The organism is Micromonospora sp. NPDC005299, assembly GCF_042872345.1.
Classification (GTDB): Bacteria; Actinomycetota; Actinomycetes; order Mycobacteriales; family Micromonosporaceae; genus Micromonospora.
In genome coordinates, this window is sequence record NZ_JBIAKG010000029.1 from 1 (window position 1) to 14,915 (window position 14,915).

Genomic DNA, 14,915 nt, shown 5'->3' on the forward strand with positions numbered 1-14,915 from the left:
TCATGCCGTCGCTGTCTCGTCCCGTTCCCTGCGCCGGATCTACCCGGCCCACCCCAAGTCCGACCCGGAACTGTACGCACCGCACGGTCTCCGACCACCCCGCGTCGCGGTCGGGGCCGTCGGCGACGTCGAAGTCACACCCGCTAGGGAATATGCGCAGGTCACGGCGGTAAGGAGCCGCTGGATGGCTCAGCGTTGCAAGTGGGAGCGGAGTGGGTGCAGGTTGGCGAAATGGTCATCGCGCCCGAAGTGCTCACCGACACCGGACAGGGACGAGGGCTTTGACCTGCGGTGATGCGGTCGAGAGGTCCGGCGTGCTGCTTGACGAGCGCCTCGCGGATGCGTCGACGCGCAAACGGCAGCCTTGCGATGAGGCCGCACAAGCCCAGTACATCCGGCCCCTTAATCACTCACGCCGTCGTCTGGGACCGAGGCTTCCCCGGGGCCACTTACTCCCTGCGTATGGCGAGATCGGAGGGTCGACTGGGGGTAGAGGACATCTCGGACCCTCTGAGTTGTCTCAGCCGAACGAGATTGGCGACGCCCCCAGGTGAACCTCTGCGACGCTACGTTGGTAACTCAAGGATGATCGCTGTCAATCGAGCAGTGCCTGCAGGAACACCCGTTCGTTCTCGGGGACATATGAGGCGTAGTAGTCGTAGAGATTCTGGCGCGCGATCCGTGCCGCCGCGGTGCCGTCGCCAGCTCGAACCGCCTCAAGCACCTCGGCGTGATGGGCGATGCTCTCCTCCATCTGCGCGGTGCGGTCGAGCGCGTGCACAATCTTCTCCGCGATGAGGGTGAGCGCCACCGACCGCACCACCTGATTGCAGACCTGGAGCAGTCGATTGCCGCTGGCTCTCGCGACCGCGTCGTGGAACGCCACGTCGGCCCGGCTGAACTCCTCGTATCCGAGGGACACGCTGTCGCGCATCACCTTCAGCGCTGTGTCCATCTCGCTGAGCTGCTCCTCTGTGCGCAACTGGGCAGCGAGCAGGTTGGCGGTCGCATCCAGCAACATGCGGAACTGAATAAGCTCGGTGAGGGTCAGCTCGGAGAGTCGGGCCAGAGTGGTCATCGACTTCTGCAAAGTGGCCGGGGAGAATGGCATGATCTCCGCACCCGCCGGGTCGCCGGCCCGCGAGCGGACCATGCCATTGCTCTGAAGAACCCGCAGCGCCTCGCGCACGGTCGCCCGGCTGACCGAAAACTGCTGGACCAGGTCACGCTCGGACGGCAGTCGCTCGCCCGGGCGCAGGTCACCGCGGAGGATTGCCTCCTCGATCTGCTGCACGATCCGTTCGTACGCCCGCACGGGCTGGACCGGCTGAAATCGCGGCCGTTGGGCCACTGGCTACCCCTCGTCTTCAAAGTCTGCAGAAGCGCTCGCGATGCAGCGGCATCGCCGTGGTGGGGCGAAGCGATCCGACCAAATACGGCCGTCTGCCCGGGAATGGTAACGCCCACGGCGCTCGGCAGGCGCGACGGTCAGGTCGCGCCTGCCGATTCCGCGAAGTGTCGTTCTCCGGGTCGAGATCAACCCCTGGTGGCTGCTCGGCGTCTGATCAACAAGCCGCCGGCCAGCCCGGCGAGCCCGACCAGGGCCAGCCCTCCGTTGACGAGCAAGGGAGAGGGGCCGTTGCCGCCGGGAGAGGCGGCGCCGGTGAACGAAACCGGTTGCCGCGATTCGGCGGTCTTCTTCTCCTCGGCTGCGGGGGCGCTCGACTGGGCGGTCGGCCCCGTGGTCGACGAGCCGCCGACCGGCGGAGTGCCGCCGGAAACCTTCGCGGCGGCCGCGGCCAGCGAATCGGTCGTAACCTCCGGCGCCGCGCCGCGCTGGTCCGCCGGCAGTGGGGAGAGCTTCTTGCACGCCGAGGGATACCGGTCGCAGTAGCTCCGTGCCGTCCCGACGGTGGTGGCGTTGAGAATCGCGTGCCCGACCGCCCGGGTGAGGGTATCGGCGGCCGCGTTGAAAATGCGGTTGAGCTGGCCACCGTCGGCGTTGACGCGCAACGGGGTGCCGTCGCCGGTCGAGGTCGCGAAGACCGTGTCGCCGTCGCTCAGCGTGTGGATCGGGTTGATCGCCCGGGCCAAGCCGTCGTGCGCGTTGGTGGCCATCCGGGCGGCGGCGGCCTTCTCCAGCGGCGCGTTGGTCGCGACCACCGCGATCGTGGTGTTCATCGACGGTTCGTCCGCCTTGGCGCCGGACGCGCCGGGCGGGTTGCATTCCTGCTTCTTCGGCGTCTCCAGGCCGCGGAACTCGCCGGCCACCTCGTATCGGGCGGCGAACAGCGAGCAGTCCCGCGGGTCCACCGGGGACCCGACCGAGTTCACCACGACGATCGCGCCGACGACGATGCCGTTGTCGAGGACCATGCTGGCCGTGCCGACACCGCCTTTCAGGCCACCCGAGCGGGCCCCGGTGCCGCCGCCGACCACACCCTGTGCGACGGCGCTCGCCTTGGCGTTCTCGGCTGCGAGCCAGCCCCATGCGGGGGTGGTGCGGGCGCGGAAGTCGCCGCCCCGGCCCAGATCGAAGATGTCGGCGGCCGGCACGATCGGAGCGACTCCGTTGCCCACGCGGACGCCCTCGCCGCGTTCCTCGAGCCAGCGGATGATGCCGTCGGTGGCGGACAGCCCGTACATGCTGCTCCCGCCGAGCATCACCGCGTTGACGCCGGGGTTGGAGTTGAGCGGGTCGAGCAGGTCGGTCTCCTTGGTGGCCGGCGCGCCGCCTTCCTGGTCGACCCCGGTCACGGACATGCGGGGGGTGTAGACGACGGTGCTGCCGGTCAGGTACGGGGCTCGGGTGGACTGGACCTGGCCGACCTGGATGCCCGGGACGTCGGTGATCGCGTTGTACCTGCCGGGCAGACCGGGGGTGTCCGCCGCCGCGGCGGGACCGGGAACGCCGACGGTGGCGACCGAGAACATCAGCGCCCCGGCGAGCAGTGCGGCGGACCGCGAAGCCATGGATGTCATGAGATCCCCTTTGTGTGGAGTGGGTGCCGGATCCGCTCCTGGGTCCGCAGCGGTGGGGCCCGATTCCGGCGAAGACCGTCGGGTTGAGCTCTTGACCTTCCCTGCGGGCGAGTGAGAGCGTGGGGGTCCACTGAGGCTACTGGTCAGACCAGGCAAGGTAAAGAGCGTCCGCGTAGAACGGAGAGCTCGGCGTGCAGGACCTCCGCGTGGCAGTGATTCCCGGCGACGGCGTGGGCCCCGAGGTGGTCTCGGCGAGCCTTCCCGTGCTCCGTGCGGCCGCCGGATGCGCCGGCAGGATGCTGGACATCGTCGAGCTCGACTGGGGCGGCGACCGGTATCTGCGTACCGGACGAGCGATGCCCGCGGACGCCGCCGACGTGCTCCGCAACTTTCCCGCGGTGCTGTTCGGGGCGGTCGGCCGGCCGGACGTGCCTGACCACGAACTGATCTGGGGTCTGATCATCGGGGTGCGGCAGGCCTTGGACCTCGCGGTCAACGTCCGACCCGTCCAGTCCTGGGCCGGCGTGACGACCGCGCTGCGCGAGCCGGAGGGGATCGACCTCGTCATCGTCCGGGAAAACACCGAGGGGGAGTACGCCGGCATCGGCGGTCGCGCGCACACCGCCACTCCACACGAGGTCGGCATCGAGGTGGCGGTCCACTCGCGGCCAGCCATCCTGCGAGCCGCCCGGTACGCCTTCGACCTCGCACGGACCCGGCGGGGCAGGGTGAGCCTGGTGACGAAGTCGAACGTTCTTCGCCACGGCTATACGCTCTGGGACTCCGTCGTCGCCGAGGTGGCGGCGGAAAACCCCGACGTCGCGTGCGAGAACGTGCTGGTCGACGCAATGGCCGTCCGGCTCGTGCAACGGCCCCGCGAACTCGACGTACTGCTGTGCAGCAACCTGTTCGGCGACATCCTCTCCGACCTCGCGGCCGTGATCGTCGGCGGTATGGGCATGGCGCCGAGCGCGAATCTGCTGCCCGGGGGCGACGTGCCGGCGCTCTTCGAGCCGGTGCACGGCTCGGCCCCGGACATCGCCGGGCGTGGCGTGGCCAACCCGGTCGCGTGCATGCTGTCCGGAGCCATGCTCTTCGACCACGTCGGCCTGCCGACGGCCGGGCGAATCGTGCGCGACGCGGTCGCGACCGCGCTACGCGATCCTTCCCTGCACACCCCCGATCTCGGTGGCATCGCCACCACGAAGGAACTCGCGGCGGAGATCCTGGCCGTCGTGGAGACCAGCACCGCACCGTGATCACGTCACACCAGTCCGCTCGCCAGCCCGGACCGGCCCGCCCGGCCCCTGTACCAGGAGAAAAGCCGTGACACGACCGCTCGCCCGGCTCGTGACGGTGACCGCGACCGTCACGCTCGCGATTGCCGCCGCGGGATGCTCATCGGGAACTTCGGGAGATTCCGCCACCACCTCGAGTCTGTCGGTCGGCTTCGTCGCCGAGCCCGCCAACCTCGACTTCACCAGCACCGACGGCGCCGCGATCCCGCAGGCGCTGCTCGTCAACGTGTACGAGGGCCTGGTCAAACTCGACCAGGACGGCAAGGTCGTGCCGTTGCTCGCCGAGTCGTGGGAGGTCAGCCCCGACCGCAAGACCTACACGTTCCACCTACGCGACAATGCCACCTTCACCAACGGCAAGAAGTTCACTGCCGACGACGTCGTGTTCAGCATCAACCGCGTCAAGACCGAGTGGAAGGTCTCGCTGAAGTCGGCGATGGACGTCGTGGCGAACGTGGAGAAGAAGGACGACACCACGGCAGTCGTCACCCTGGCCAAACCGAGCAACTCCTGGCTGTACAAGATGGCCACTCGGATCGGCGCCATGTTCAGCCGGGACGGGGTCGCCGACCTGGCCAACAAGCCCGTCGGCACCGGCCCCTACAAGCTGGAATCCTGGCGTCGCGGCGACGCCATCACCTACTCGGCCAATGAGAACTACTGGGGCACGAAGCCGAAGGTGGACAAGGTCGTGCTCAAGTACTTCAAGGACGCCACGGCCTTGAACAACGCTCTGCTGACGGGCGGCATCGACGTCATCTCCGCCGTCCAGGCCCCCGAGTCGATCCAGCAGTTCTCCGACACCTCGAAGTACGAGGTCATCGAGGGCACGACGACCGGCGAGGTCGTGCTCAGCTTCAACAACTCGAAGGCTCCGCTCAACGACAAGCGGGTCCGCCAGGCGATCCGGTACGCCATCGACCACAAGGCGCTGCTGGACACCGCCTGGGCCGGGCGGGGTCAGCTCATCGGCACCATGGTTCCGCCGACGGACCCCTGGTATGAGGACCTGACCAACCTGTACCCGCACGACCCGGCGAAGGCCAAGGACCTGCTGACCCAGGCGGGACAGAGCAACCTCAAGCTGCGGATGCGTATCCCCAACCTGCCCTATGCCGTGGCGTCGGGCCAGGTGGTCAAGTCGCAGCTCGCCGCGGTGGGGATCACCGTGGACATCGAACCGCTGGAGTTCCCCGCCAGGTGGCTGGACGTCGTGTTCAAGCAGGCCGACTACGACATGTCGATCATCAACCACGTCGAGCCGCGCGACGTCACCGCCGTCTTCGGCAACAAGGACTACTACCTGCGCTACAACAACCCGAAGGTGCAGGAGCTGTTCGCCAAAGCCGACGCCGGCACCGAGGACGAGCAGGTCGCCGCGATGAAGGAGGCCGCGCGGATCATCTCCGAGGACGCCGCCGGTGACTTCCTGTTCCTCTTCCCGAACCTCATCGTGGCGAAGAAGGGCATGGCCGGTCTGCCGAAGAACGTCGTGTCCGAGTCCTTCGACCTGAGCGTGCTGTCCCCGTCCGAGGCCTAACTCGATGGGCCTGTACCTGCTGGTCCGCGCGGCCGTGCTCGTCGTGAGCACCGCCGTCGCCTCGGTCGTCGTCTTCGCGGTCATGGCGGTGCTTCCCGGCGACCCGGCCGAGGTCGCCCTGGGTGTCAATGCCACGGCGGAGGCGGTGGCGGCCAAACGCGCCGAGTTCGGCACGGACCGGTCCCTGACCACCCAGTTCCTGGACTGGGTGTCGGGCCTACCGACCGGTGACTTCGGCGTCTCCTACGTGACGTCGGACCGCGTCGGTCCGCAGATCGTGGACCGGTTGGGCGTGACGCTCTGGCTGGTGCTGTTCGGGATGCTGATGGCCATCGTGGTGGCGGTGCCGCTCGGCACCGCCGCCGCGGTACGCCACCGCAGCGTCGGCGGGCTGCTCCTGTCCGGGCTCAGTCAGGTCGGCGTGGCCGTGCCGGCGTTCCTCGCCGGCATCCTGTTGGTGTTCCTGTTCGCCGTCACCTGGCAGGCTCTTCCGTCGGGTGGTTACACCCCGCTGGCGGAGGACCCCGCCACCTGGTTCCGGCAACTGCTGCTGCCGTCCCTCTCCCTCGGTCTGGTGCAGGGCGCGGTACTCAGCCGATACGTCCGATCCGCGGTGCTCGACATCATGCGGGAGGACTACATCCGTACCGCCCGTGCCAAGGGACTCGGGCTGTACCGGGCGCTGTGGAAGCACGGCGCGCGCAACGCCGCGATCCCCGTGGTCACCGTGCTCGGCTTGCAGCTGGCCACGCTGCTGATCGGGGCCGTCGTGGTGGAGCGGGTCTTCACCCTGCCCGGCCTGGGCAGTCTCCTGCTCGACGGTGTCGCCAACCGCGACCTGCTGCTCGTGCAGGGCACCGTCATGGTGCTCGTCGTCGCCGTACTCGGCATCAACTTCCTGGTCGATGTCCTGTACGCCCTGCTCGACCCGAGACTGCGGGGGGTCCGATGACCGCACTCGACAACCTTGCTGCCCCCACGGACCGCGCCTACCGCCGATGGCGCCGTGTCAACGCCAGCATCATGGTCGGCGGCACTCTGGTGGCACTGGTGGTGCTGGCAGCCCTGACCTCGTTCGTCTGGACGCCGCACGACGCCGTGCACGTCGACGCGGCGCACCGGCTGGCACCCGCGTTCAGCGACGGTTTTTTCCTCGGCACGGACAAGTTCGGCCGGGACGTGGCGAGCCAGCTGATGGTGGGTGCCCGCACGACGCTCTTCGTCGGGATCGTGGCGGTGGGCGTCGCCGCGGTAATCGGCACCCCGCTCGGTGTCCTCGCCGGCATGGCCGGTGGCTGGCTCAGCGAGGTGGTCATGCGGGCCAACGACCTGCTCTTCGCGTTCCCCGCGCTGCTGCTCGCGATCATGCTCGGCGCGGTCTTCGGCGCGAGCACCCTCACCGCCATGATCGCGATCGGGGTCGCGACGATCCCGGCGTTCGCCCGCGTCGCCCGGGGCCAGACCCTCGGCGTCATGCACACCGAGTACATCCTCGCCGCCCGCGCCGCCGGGCGCTCCCGCCTCGCGATCGCACTGCGCCACGTGCTGCCGAACATCGCCAGCATCCTCATCGTCCAGGCGTCGGTGTCGTTCGCCATCGCCATCCTGGCCGAGGCCGCGCTCTCGTTCCTGGGCTTCGGCACCCGACCACCCACCCCCTCCTGGGGCCGCATGCTCCAGGAGTCGCAGGAACTCCTGTTCTCGACGCCCCGCCTGGCGTTCGTGCCCGGCGTCGCCATCGCCCTCGCCGTACTCGGCTTCAACCTGCTCGGCGACGGGCTGCGCGACTGGCTGGACCCCAAGCTGCGGGAGCACCGATGACGGCCACGGCGCAGGCACCCGGCACCGGGACCGCGACGGACGCCGTGCTGGCGGTCGACGACCTCGGCATCCGGGTAGGTCCGGTTTCCCTCGTGGAGGACGTCTCGCTCACCATCGGCAGCGGCGAGCGGGTGGGGTTGATCGGTGAGTCCGGGTCCGGCAAGTCCCTGACCGCGCTGGCGTTGATGGGTCTGCTGCCTGAGGGCCTGCGGGCCACCGGATCGATCCGCCTGCGCGGAATGCCCGAAAACCTGCTGCGGACCGGCGAACGCCAGCTTGCGAAGGCCCGCGGCAGGACCGTGTCCATGGTGTTCCAGGAACCGATGACCGCGTTGAATCCGGTGATGCGCATCGGCGACCAGGTCGCGGAAGTGATGCTGCTGCACCGGACGCGAAAGAGCCGGGCCGAGGCGGCCGCGGCGGCGGTCGAGCTGCTCGACAGGGTGCGCCTGCCGGACCCGCAGGCGACCGCCAGGGCCTTCCCGCATCAGCTCTCCGGTGGCCAGCGCCAGCGTGTGATGCTCGCGATCGCGCTGGCCAACGACCCGGCGCTGCTGATCTGCGACGAGCCCACGACGGCCCTCGACGTCACGGTGCAGGCGCAGATGCTCGACCTGATCCTGGAGCTGGCCGCCGAGCGGGACACCGCGCTGCTCTTCATCACCCACGACCTGGCTGTCGTGGCCACGGTCTGCCAGCGCGTCCTGGTCATGTACGGAGGCCGGGTGGTGGAGACCGGCGACGTGTACGACGTATTCACCGCGCCCCGGCACCGCTACACCGAAGGTCTGATCGCCGCCTCCGACCTGACCGTCGTCGACGAGCGCGGCCGTCTCCGGACAATTCCTGGAGCCGTGCCCAACGGCGGCGAGTTCCCGGACGGATGCGTCTTCCGCACCCGGTGCGGCAGCGCGACCGACCGGTGCGAGCGGGCGCCGGAGTGGACCGGCACCCCCGCGCGGGGGTTCGCCTGCTGGCACCCGGTGGGGGAGGACCGATGACCGAGACTCCGCAGGTCGGCCCGCCCGGGCCCGCCCGCGTCACCGCTGACGCGGTGCCGGTGACCGGGAGCATCGGACGGGACCTGGTGATCAGCGCCCGGCAGGTGATCCGCCGCTACCGGCGTCCCCGCCGCTCGCTGACCCGGCCCGGCCCGGTGGTCGAGGCGCTCCGCGGGGTCGACCTCGACGTCGCCTACGGGCAGCGGCTCGGCATCGTGGGCGAGTCGGGCTCGGGCAAGTCGACCCTCGTCCGGCTCCTCGCCGGGCTGGACCGTCCGACCTCCGGCTCCATCAGCTTCGCCGGGCGGGACATCACCCGGCTGCCGGACCGGTCTCTGAAGTTCCTACGCCGTGACCTGCAGATGGTCTTCCAGGACCCGATGAGCTCGCTCGACCCCCGCATGACCGTCCGTGACATCGTCAGCGAACCCCTCGTGTCGCTCGGCCACCCGAACCTCAAGGCCCGGGTAGCGGAACTGCTCGACGCCGTCGGGCTCCCGGCGGCAGCTGCCAATCGGTACCCGCACCAGTTCTCCGGTGGCCAGCGACAGCGGATTTCGATCGCCCGGGCACTCTCCCCGCATCCGAAGGTCCTGGTCGCCGACGAGCCGGTCAGCGCCCTCGACGTCTCGGTCCGGGCGCAGATCCTCAACCTGCTGATGGACCTCGTCGACGACTTCTCGCTGACGCTGGTCTTCGTCTCGCACGACCTCTCGGTCGTCCGGCACCTGTGCGACACGGTCGTGGTGATGCACGAGGGCGAGATCGTCGAACGCGGCCCCACCACCGCCATCTACGAGCGCCCGACCCACCCCTACACCCAGGCGCTGCTCGCCGCTGCGCCCACGCTGCGCCAGGCCCTCGCGGCCCACGCCGCGGACAGAGATCGGAAGGAGCCGCAGCACCGATGAGCGTCTCGGCCCAGGTTGACACCATCCGCATCGACGAGGAGGGCGTGGTCGCCTTCACCCAGGCTCTGGTACGCATCCCCAGCGTCAACGACCCCGCCAGCGGCCGGTCCGAACAGCCGGCCGCCGACCTCGTCACCGCCAAGATGCGCGACTTCGGCTGGGATCCCGTCGTCTCCGAGGCAGCGCCCGGCCGCCCGAACGTGGTGGCCGTCGTGAACGGCGGCGGTGGCGACGGGCCGACCCTCATGTTCGAAGGGCACACCGACGTCGTCACCGAGGGTGCTCTCGACACCTGGACCGTCGACCCGTACGGGGCGGAAATCCGCGACGGGCGGCTCTACGGCCGCGGCTCCGCGGACATGAAGGCGGGTGTGGCGGCCATGTTGTACGCGGTCCGCGCCCTGCAGCTGGCCGGGCCGTTCCCCGGCCGGATCAAGGTGTGCGCTCTTGCCGACGAGGAAGGCCTGATGCTCGGCGTCCATCACTTCGTGGACTCCGGGCTCGCCGCGGACGTCGACGCGGCGATCGTGTGCGAACCCGAGGCCGGCGAGATCTGCCCGGTGTCCAAGGGGGCGATCCGGTTCCGGGTGGACTTCCACGGTCGGATGGCGCACGGCGCCATGCCGCAGCACGCCCGCAACCCGATCCGTACGGCCGGAGCTTTCGTGCTGAAACTGACCGAGCTGGAGCAGGAACTTCAGTCCCGGCACGGCGAACATCCCCACCTCGGCCTGCCGTACGTCACCCCGACGGTGGCCACCGCGGGCGACCTCGACCAGATCAATGTGATCCCCGCGTACGCGACCGTCGCAATCGACGTCCGCACCGTGCCCGGAGTGGACCACCCGTCCCTGGTCGAGCGGGTCCGCGGCATCGCCACGGCGCTGGGGGCGGACGAGGAGGTGCGCGCCGAGGTCGCGGTCCTGGTCGACCGGCCGCCGGTCGACACGCCCGTCGACGCCCCGGTGGTCGCCGCGCTCGCCGAGGCGCACACCGTCGTGACGGGTGAGGAGCCGACGTACGGGGGAGTGCCGGGCACCACCGACGGCACGATCCTCACCGCCCGCGGCGGCGTGCCGAGTGTCGTCTACGGGCCCGGCGGCAAGTGGATCGCCCATCAGGCCGACGAGTACGTCGAGCTCGCCGATATCGTCCGCTCCACCAGGGTCTACGCCGAGGCGGCCCGCCGGTTCCTCAACGCGCCCCACCCGGTCGGTGGGCGGTGACCGCCCCGATGCGACCTGGGCCGAGCAACACCCTGACCGACGTCGCGGGTGTCCGCGCCGGTCACCATCAGCGGACCGGCAGCGGTTGGCTCACCGGGACGACGGTGGTGGTCGCGCCGCCCGGCGGGGCGGTCGCCGGCGTCGACGTCCGTGGCGGCGGCCCCGGCACCCACGAGACCGACGTGCTCGACCCGCGAAACCTGGTCGACCGAGTGCACGCGATCGTGCTCGGCGGCGGCAGCGCGTACGGCCTGGCCGCGGTCGCCGGTGTGATGGACCGCTTGGCGGATGCCGGGATCGGCTTCCCCGTCGGCACCGAGCCGGGCCAGGTGGTACCGATCGTTCCCGCCGCGGTCCTGTTCGACCTCGGTCGCGGCGGCGACTTCCGGGCCACGCCCGGCCCGGACTTCGGGGCCGCCGCCTACGACGCCGCCACCGACGGGCCGCTCACCCTCGGCACGGTCGGGGCGGGCACCGGTGCGGTCGCCGGCGGCATCAAGGGCGGCGTCGGCTCGGCCAGCGTGGTCGTGGATGGCGTGACCATCGGCGCGCTGGCCGTGGTGAACGCGGTCGGCTCGACCGTCGACCCCGCCACCGGCGAGCTGTACGGAGCACGGTTCGGCCTGGCAGGCGAGTTCGAGGGCGTGCGCCCGCCCGACCAGCGGGAGCGTGCCGCCGCCCTGGAGTCCGCCGAAGCGCCCGCGGCGGCCAGCCGCGGTGTCGCCGCGTCGTTCCATACGACGATCGGTGTCCTGGCGACCGACGGGACGCTCACCAAGGCCCAGTGCCAGAAGCTGGCCGGCATCGGGCACGACGGAATGGCTCGCGCCATCCGGCCGGTCCACTCGATGTTCGACGGCGACACCGTCTTCGCCCTGGCGACCTGCGCCGGTCCGGGCCTCGACCCGGTGGCGTTCAACGCGGTGCTCGCCGCAGCCGCGGACGCGTTCGCCCGGGCGGTTGTCCACGGCATCCTCGCGGCGGGCAGCGCCGGGGGATACCGCGCGTACGCCGACGTCTTTCCCAGCGCCGTTCAGGGATGGAGGCGATGATGAGCGTGTCCGAGGCACCGTTCCCGGCCGGCCTGCCGGTCGGCGGTGGTTGGGTCCCGGCGCCTACCGCGCCCGTGCGTTTCCCGTACGACGGGTCGACGGTCGGCGAGGCACCGCTCGGCGACGCCGAGCTGGCGCGTACCGCGCTGGACGCCGCGGTGGCCAGTGCCGACACGGTGGCGCGACTTCCCTCGCACGTCCGCCGGGCGGCGCTGCTGCACACCCGCGACGCGCTCGCCGCCCGGCGCGAGGAGTTCGAGCGACTGCTCGTGCTGGAGACCGGAAAGCCGTTGGTCGACTGCCGGACGGAGGTGGCCCGTACCCTCGTGACGCTGGAGACCGCGGCCGAGGAGGTGGCCCGGCTGCACGGTGAGACGGTGCCGCTGGACCTGCTGCCCTCCGGCGAGGGACTGATCGGGTTCTGGACGCGTCGACCGATCGGCGTGGTGGTCGGCATCGCGGGGTTCAACTATCCCCTGCTGCTCGCCACCCACAAGATCGCGCCGGCCCTCGCGGCCGGCTGCCCGGTGGTGTGCAAGCCCGCGCCGCAGACGCCACTTGCCACGCTCTGGCTGGTGCACCTGCTGCGCGAGGCGAGCGCGGCGGTGGGGCTGCCGCCGGAGGCGGTGCAGCTCGTCACCGGTGGCGTGGACGTGGGGGAGACGCTGGTGACCGACCGGCGGGTGGGAGCGGTGTCGTTCACCGGGTCGGCCGCCGTGGGACACACCATCGCCCGGGCGGCCGCACCGACCAAGGTCCTGCTCGAACTCGGGTCCAACGCCGCCCTGGTGGTGGCCGCCGACGCGGACCTGGCGGCCGCCGCCGACGCCGTGGTACGCGGTGGCTACTACGCCTCCGGCCAGGCGTGCATCTCCGTGCAGCGGGTGCTGGTGGAGGCGCCGGTCGCCGCGGAGTTCCTCGGACTGCTGACCGATCGGGTCTCCGCCGTGACCGTGGGCGACCCGCGTGACGAGGCGACCCAGGTCGCGGCACTGATCGACGCGCGGTCGACCCGGCGGGTCCGCGACTGGATCGGCGAGGCGGTTGCGGCGGGCGCGAAGATCGTGGCGGGCGGTGACGGCGACGGCCGGATGCTCCGGCCGACGGTCCTCGCCGACGTGCCGGACGGCTTGGCCGCGTGGGACGAGGAGATCTTCGGCCCGGTGGTGTGCGTACGCGCCGTCCCGGACATCGACAGCGCGTTCGACGTGGTCAACCGATCGAGGTACGGCCTGCACGCGAGCGTGTACACCCGGTCGCTGGCGACCGCCTTCGCCGCGGTCGAGCGGCTGAAGGTGGGCGGGGTCGTGGTGAACGAGGTGCCGGGATTCCGCGCCGACAACATGCCCTACGGCGGAATCAAGGACTCCGGCATCGGGCGGGAAGGCCCCCGTTTCGCGGTGGAGGAACTTACCGTGACCCGGATGGCGATCATCCGGCCGGCGTGAACCCCTTGTCGACACCAGGGGCGCGCACCACGAGGCCTGCCCATGAGCAACTGCCGAAGAGGATGAGGAGTGAGCCATGCCCGCGTACGAAAAGCTGTTTCGGCTCGACGGTCGAAGGGCTGTGGTGGTTGGCGCCGGCAGCGGCATCGGCCGCGAGTGCGCCCGGGCGCTGACTGCCCACGGTGCCGAGGTCATCTGCGCCGACCGCGACGCTGAATCCGCCGCCCTCACCGCCCAGATGGCCGACGGCTCCCCGTACGTTCTGGATGTTCTGGATCCGTCGGCAGTGTCCCTGGCCGCGGCTGAACTGGGCGATGTGGATGTCTTGGTCTTCACCGCCGCCACGAACGTCCGTAAGCGTCTGCTGGACTACACGCAGGAGGAGTTCGACCGGGTCGTCGGGCTCAACCTTGCCGCCTCCTTCGCGCTGGTTAGGGCGTTCGGTGCCGGGATGGCGGAGCGAGGTAGGGGCAGCATCATCGGCTTTTCCTCCATCCGCGCCTACACCGTGGAACCAGGTCAGGGCGTCTACGCGGCGACAAAATCCGGTCTGGTGCAGCTGCTGCGGACCGCCGCCGCCGAGCTGGGGCCGCGCGGTGTCCGGGTCAACGCGGTCGCCCCCGGTGTCGTGGAGACGCCCCTCACGGCGCAGATCAAGGCCAATCCGGAGTGGTACGACGCGTACGCCGCCAAGAGCGCACTCGGGCGTTGGGCACGACCGGAGGAGATGGCGGGTGCTGTGGTCTATCTCGCCGGCGACGCCGCGAGTTTCGTCACCGGCGCCTGCCTGATCGTGGACGGCGGATGGACCGCGGTCGACGGCCGTTTCGAGCCTCCCAACTGAACCTGCTGAGGCGGCGACCCGTTCGCGGCGCTGGAGGTCCCCGAGTAGTTGACCGAGTCGCGGCGTGGTTTGGTCGACCAGGTTACGAGCCGCCGTAGCAACACAAGAAGAAGGTAAGCCCGACCCGCGCCCAGCCCAAGAAGCCCGGGCACTCGGCGCGGAATCGATCCTCTGGACATTCGCGCGGCTCGTCCAGCCGCGCCACCGGACGACGAAGCTGTCGTTGGAGGTAACTGTCAAGCCCCGGGTTTGATGGATAGTTGGTTAAGGGACGTCTCGTAACCCCGGCGTGTGTCTGCTGAGGACGGCCGGTCAGGATGTCTGGGTGCAGGTGATCTCCGCAGCCCACTCTGAGTGGATCTTCCCGTTCACCGGGTTGCAGCCCGCCCAGTTCCGCAAGCTGGTCCGGCTGGTCGCCGAGCGTGGCGGTGACGGCATCGCTGATGGCCGGCCGGGCCGGCAGTGGGCCCTCGACCTGGCCGACCGGGTGCTGCTGGTGGCCACCTATTGGCGTACGAACCTGACGATGCGGCAGATCGGCCCGCTGTTCGGGGTGTCGCACTCCGCGGCGCACCGGGTCATCGACACCCTCGCGCCGCTGCTGGCCCTGGCGCCGGTGCGTAAGCGGCCGGTCGAGCAGATCGCGATCGTCGACGGGACTCTGATCCCCACCCGCGATCACCGGCTGGCCGCCCGGAGCAAGAACTACTTCCCAATGAAGTTGTCAAGGGGTCTTGATGACGCCTGGCAGGGGCGTCATGCAGCGGTCACGGCTGGTTTCGATGGCTGATA

The 14,915-nt window shown here is 70.2% G+C and carries 12 protein-coding genes and 1 pseudogene; 11 read left to right on the plus strand and 2 right to left on the minus strand.

Annotation, left to right across the window (positions count from 1 at the left end):
- Positions 1–595: 595 nt before the first annotated feature.
- Together ACFYPD_RS33800 and ACFYPD_RS33805 are read right to left on the minus strand one after the other, a co-directional pair.
- A complete protein-coding gene (locus ACFYPD_RS33800) occupies positions 596–1,294 on the minus strand; it encodes a FadR/GntR family transcriptional regulator (RefSeq protein ID WP_387122784.1) in 699 nt (232 codons plus the stop codon).
- 242 nt (positions 1,295–1,536) lie between these two features.
- Positions 1,537–2,973 (minus strand): P1 family peptidase, encoded by a 1,437-nt coding sequence (locus tag ACFYPD_RS33805; RefSeq protein WP_387122787.1) that lies wholly within the window; start codon positions 2,971–2,973, stop codon positions 1,537–1,539.
- Positions 2,974–3,188: 215 nt separating this feature from the next.
- Here ACFYPD_RS33805 and ACFYPD_RS33810 point away from each other — a divergent pair, with 215 nt between their 5' ends.
- From ACFYPD_RS33810 to ACFYPD_RS33860, 11 genes and pseudogenes are all read left to right on the plus strand, one after another.
- Positions 3,189–4,241: an isocitrate/isopropylmalate dehydrogenase family protein gene (locus tag ACFYPD_RS33810; protein ID WP_387122790.1), complete on the plus strand. Its 1,053-nt coding sequence runs from the start codon at positions 3,189–3,191 to the stop codon at positions 4,239–4,241.
- Between the two features lie 67 nt (positions 4,242–4,308).
- The gene (locus ACFYPD_RS33815; protein WP_387122793.1) at positions 4,309–5,820 is read left to right on the plus strand and encodes an ABC transporter substrate-binding protein; all 1,512 of its coding nucleotides are present in this window, start codon (positions 4,309–4,311) and stop codon (positions 5,818–5,820) included.
- A 4-nt stretch (positions 5,821–5,824) separates the two neighbouring features.
- Positions 5,825–6,772 (plus strand): ABC transporter permease, encoded by a 948-nt coding sequence (locus tag ACFYPD_RS33820; RefSeq protein ID WP_387122796.1) that lies wholly within the window; start codon positions 5,825–5,827, stop codon positions 6,770–6,772.
- Positions 6,769–7,641 (plus strand): ABC transporter permease, encoded by an 873-nt coding sequence (locus tag ACFYPD_RS33825; protein ID WP_387122799.1) that lies wholly within the window; start codon positions 6,769–6,771, stop codon positions 7,639–7,641. The genes ACFYPD_RS33820 and ACFYPD_RS33825 overlap by 4 nt, the downstream gene beginning before the upstream one ends.
- The gene (locus ACFYPD_RS33830; RefSeq protein WP_387122802.1) at positions 7,638–8,642 is read left to right on the plus strand and encodes an ABC transporter ATP-binding protein; all 1,005 of its coding nucleotides are present in this window, start codon (positions 7,638–7,640) and stop codon (positions 8,640–8,642) included. The genes ACFYPD_RS33825 and ACFYPD_RS33830 overlap by 4 nt, the downstream gene beginning before the upstream one ends.
- Positions 8,639–9,553, plus strand: coding sequence for an ATP-binding cassette domain-containing protein (locus ACFYPD_RS33835; RefSeq protein ID WP_387122805.1), 915 nt, complete (start codon positions 8,639–8,641; stop codon positions 9,551–9,553). The genes ACFYPD_RS33830 and ACFYPD_RS33835 overlap by 4 nt, the downstream gene beginning before the upstream one ends.
- On the plus strand, positions 9,550–10,779 hold the full coding sequence (locus ACFYPD_RS33840) for a M20 family metallopeptidase (RefSeq protein ID WP_387122808.1): 1,230 nt from the start codon (positions 9,550–9,552) through the stop codon (positions 10,777–10,779). Before ACFYPD_RS33835 ends, ACFYPD_RS33840 begins: the two co-directional genes overlap by 4 nt.
- Before the next feature lie 8 nt (positions 10,780–10,787).
- A complete protein-coding gene (locus tag ACFYPD_RS33845; protein ID WP_387122811.1) occupies positions 10,788–11,831 on the plus strand; it encodes a P1 family peptidase in 1,044 nt (347 codons plus the stop codon).
- On the plus strand, positions 11,831–13,279 hold the full coding sequence (locus tag ACFYPD_RS33850) for an aldehyde dehydrogenase family protein (RefSeq protein ID WP_387122814.1): 1,449 nt from the start codon (positions 11,831–11,833) through the stop codon (positions 13,277–13,279). The genes ACFYPD_RS33845 and ACFYPD_RS33850 overlap by 1 nt, the downstream gene beginning before the upstream one ends.
- Before the next feature lie 76 nt (positions 13,280–13,355).
- Complete coding sequence (locus ACFYPD_RS33855) at positions 13,356–14,123, plus strand: SDR family NAD(P)-dependent oxidoreductase (RefSeq protein WP_387122818.1); 768 nt, start codon at positions 13,356–13,358, stop codon at positions 14,121–14,123.
- Between the two features lie 325 nt (positions 14,124–14,448).
- Positions 14,449–14,832 (plus strand): annotated as a pseudogene (locus ACFYPD_RS33860) (transposase family protein); the annotation flags it as partial.
- Positions 14,833–14,915: the final 83 nt, after the last annotated feature.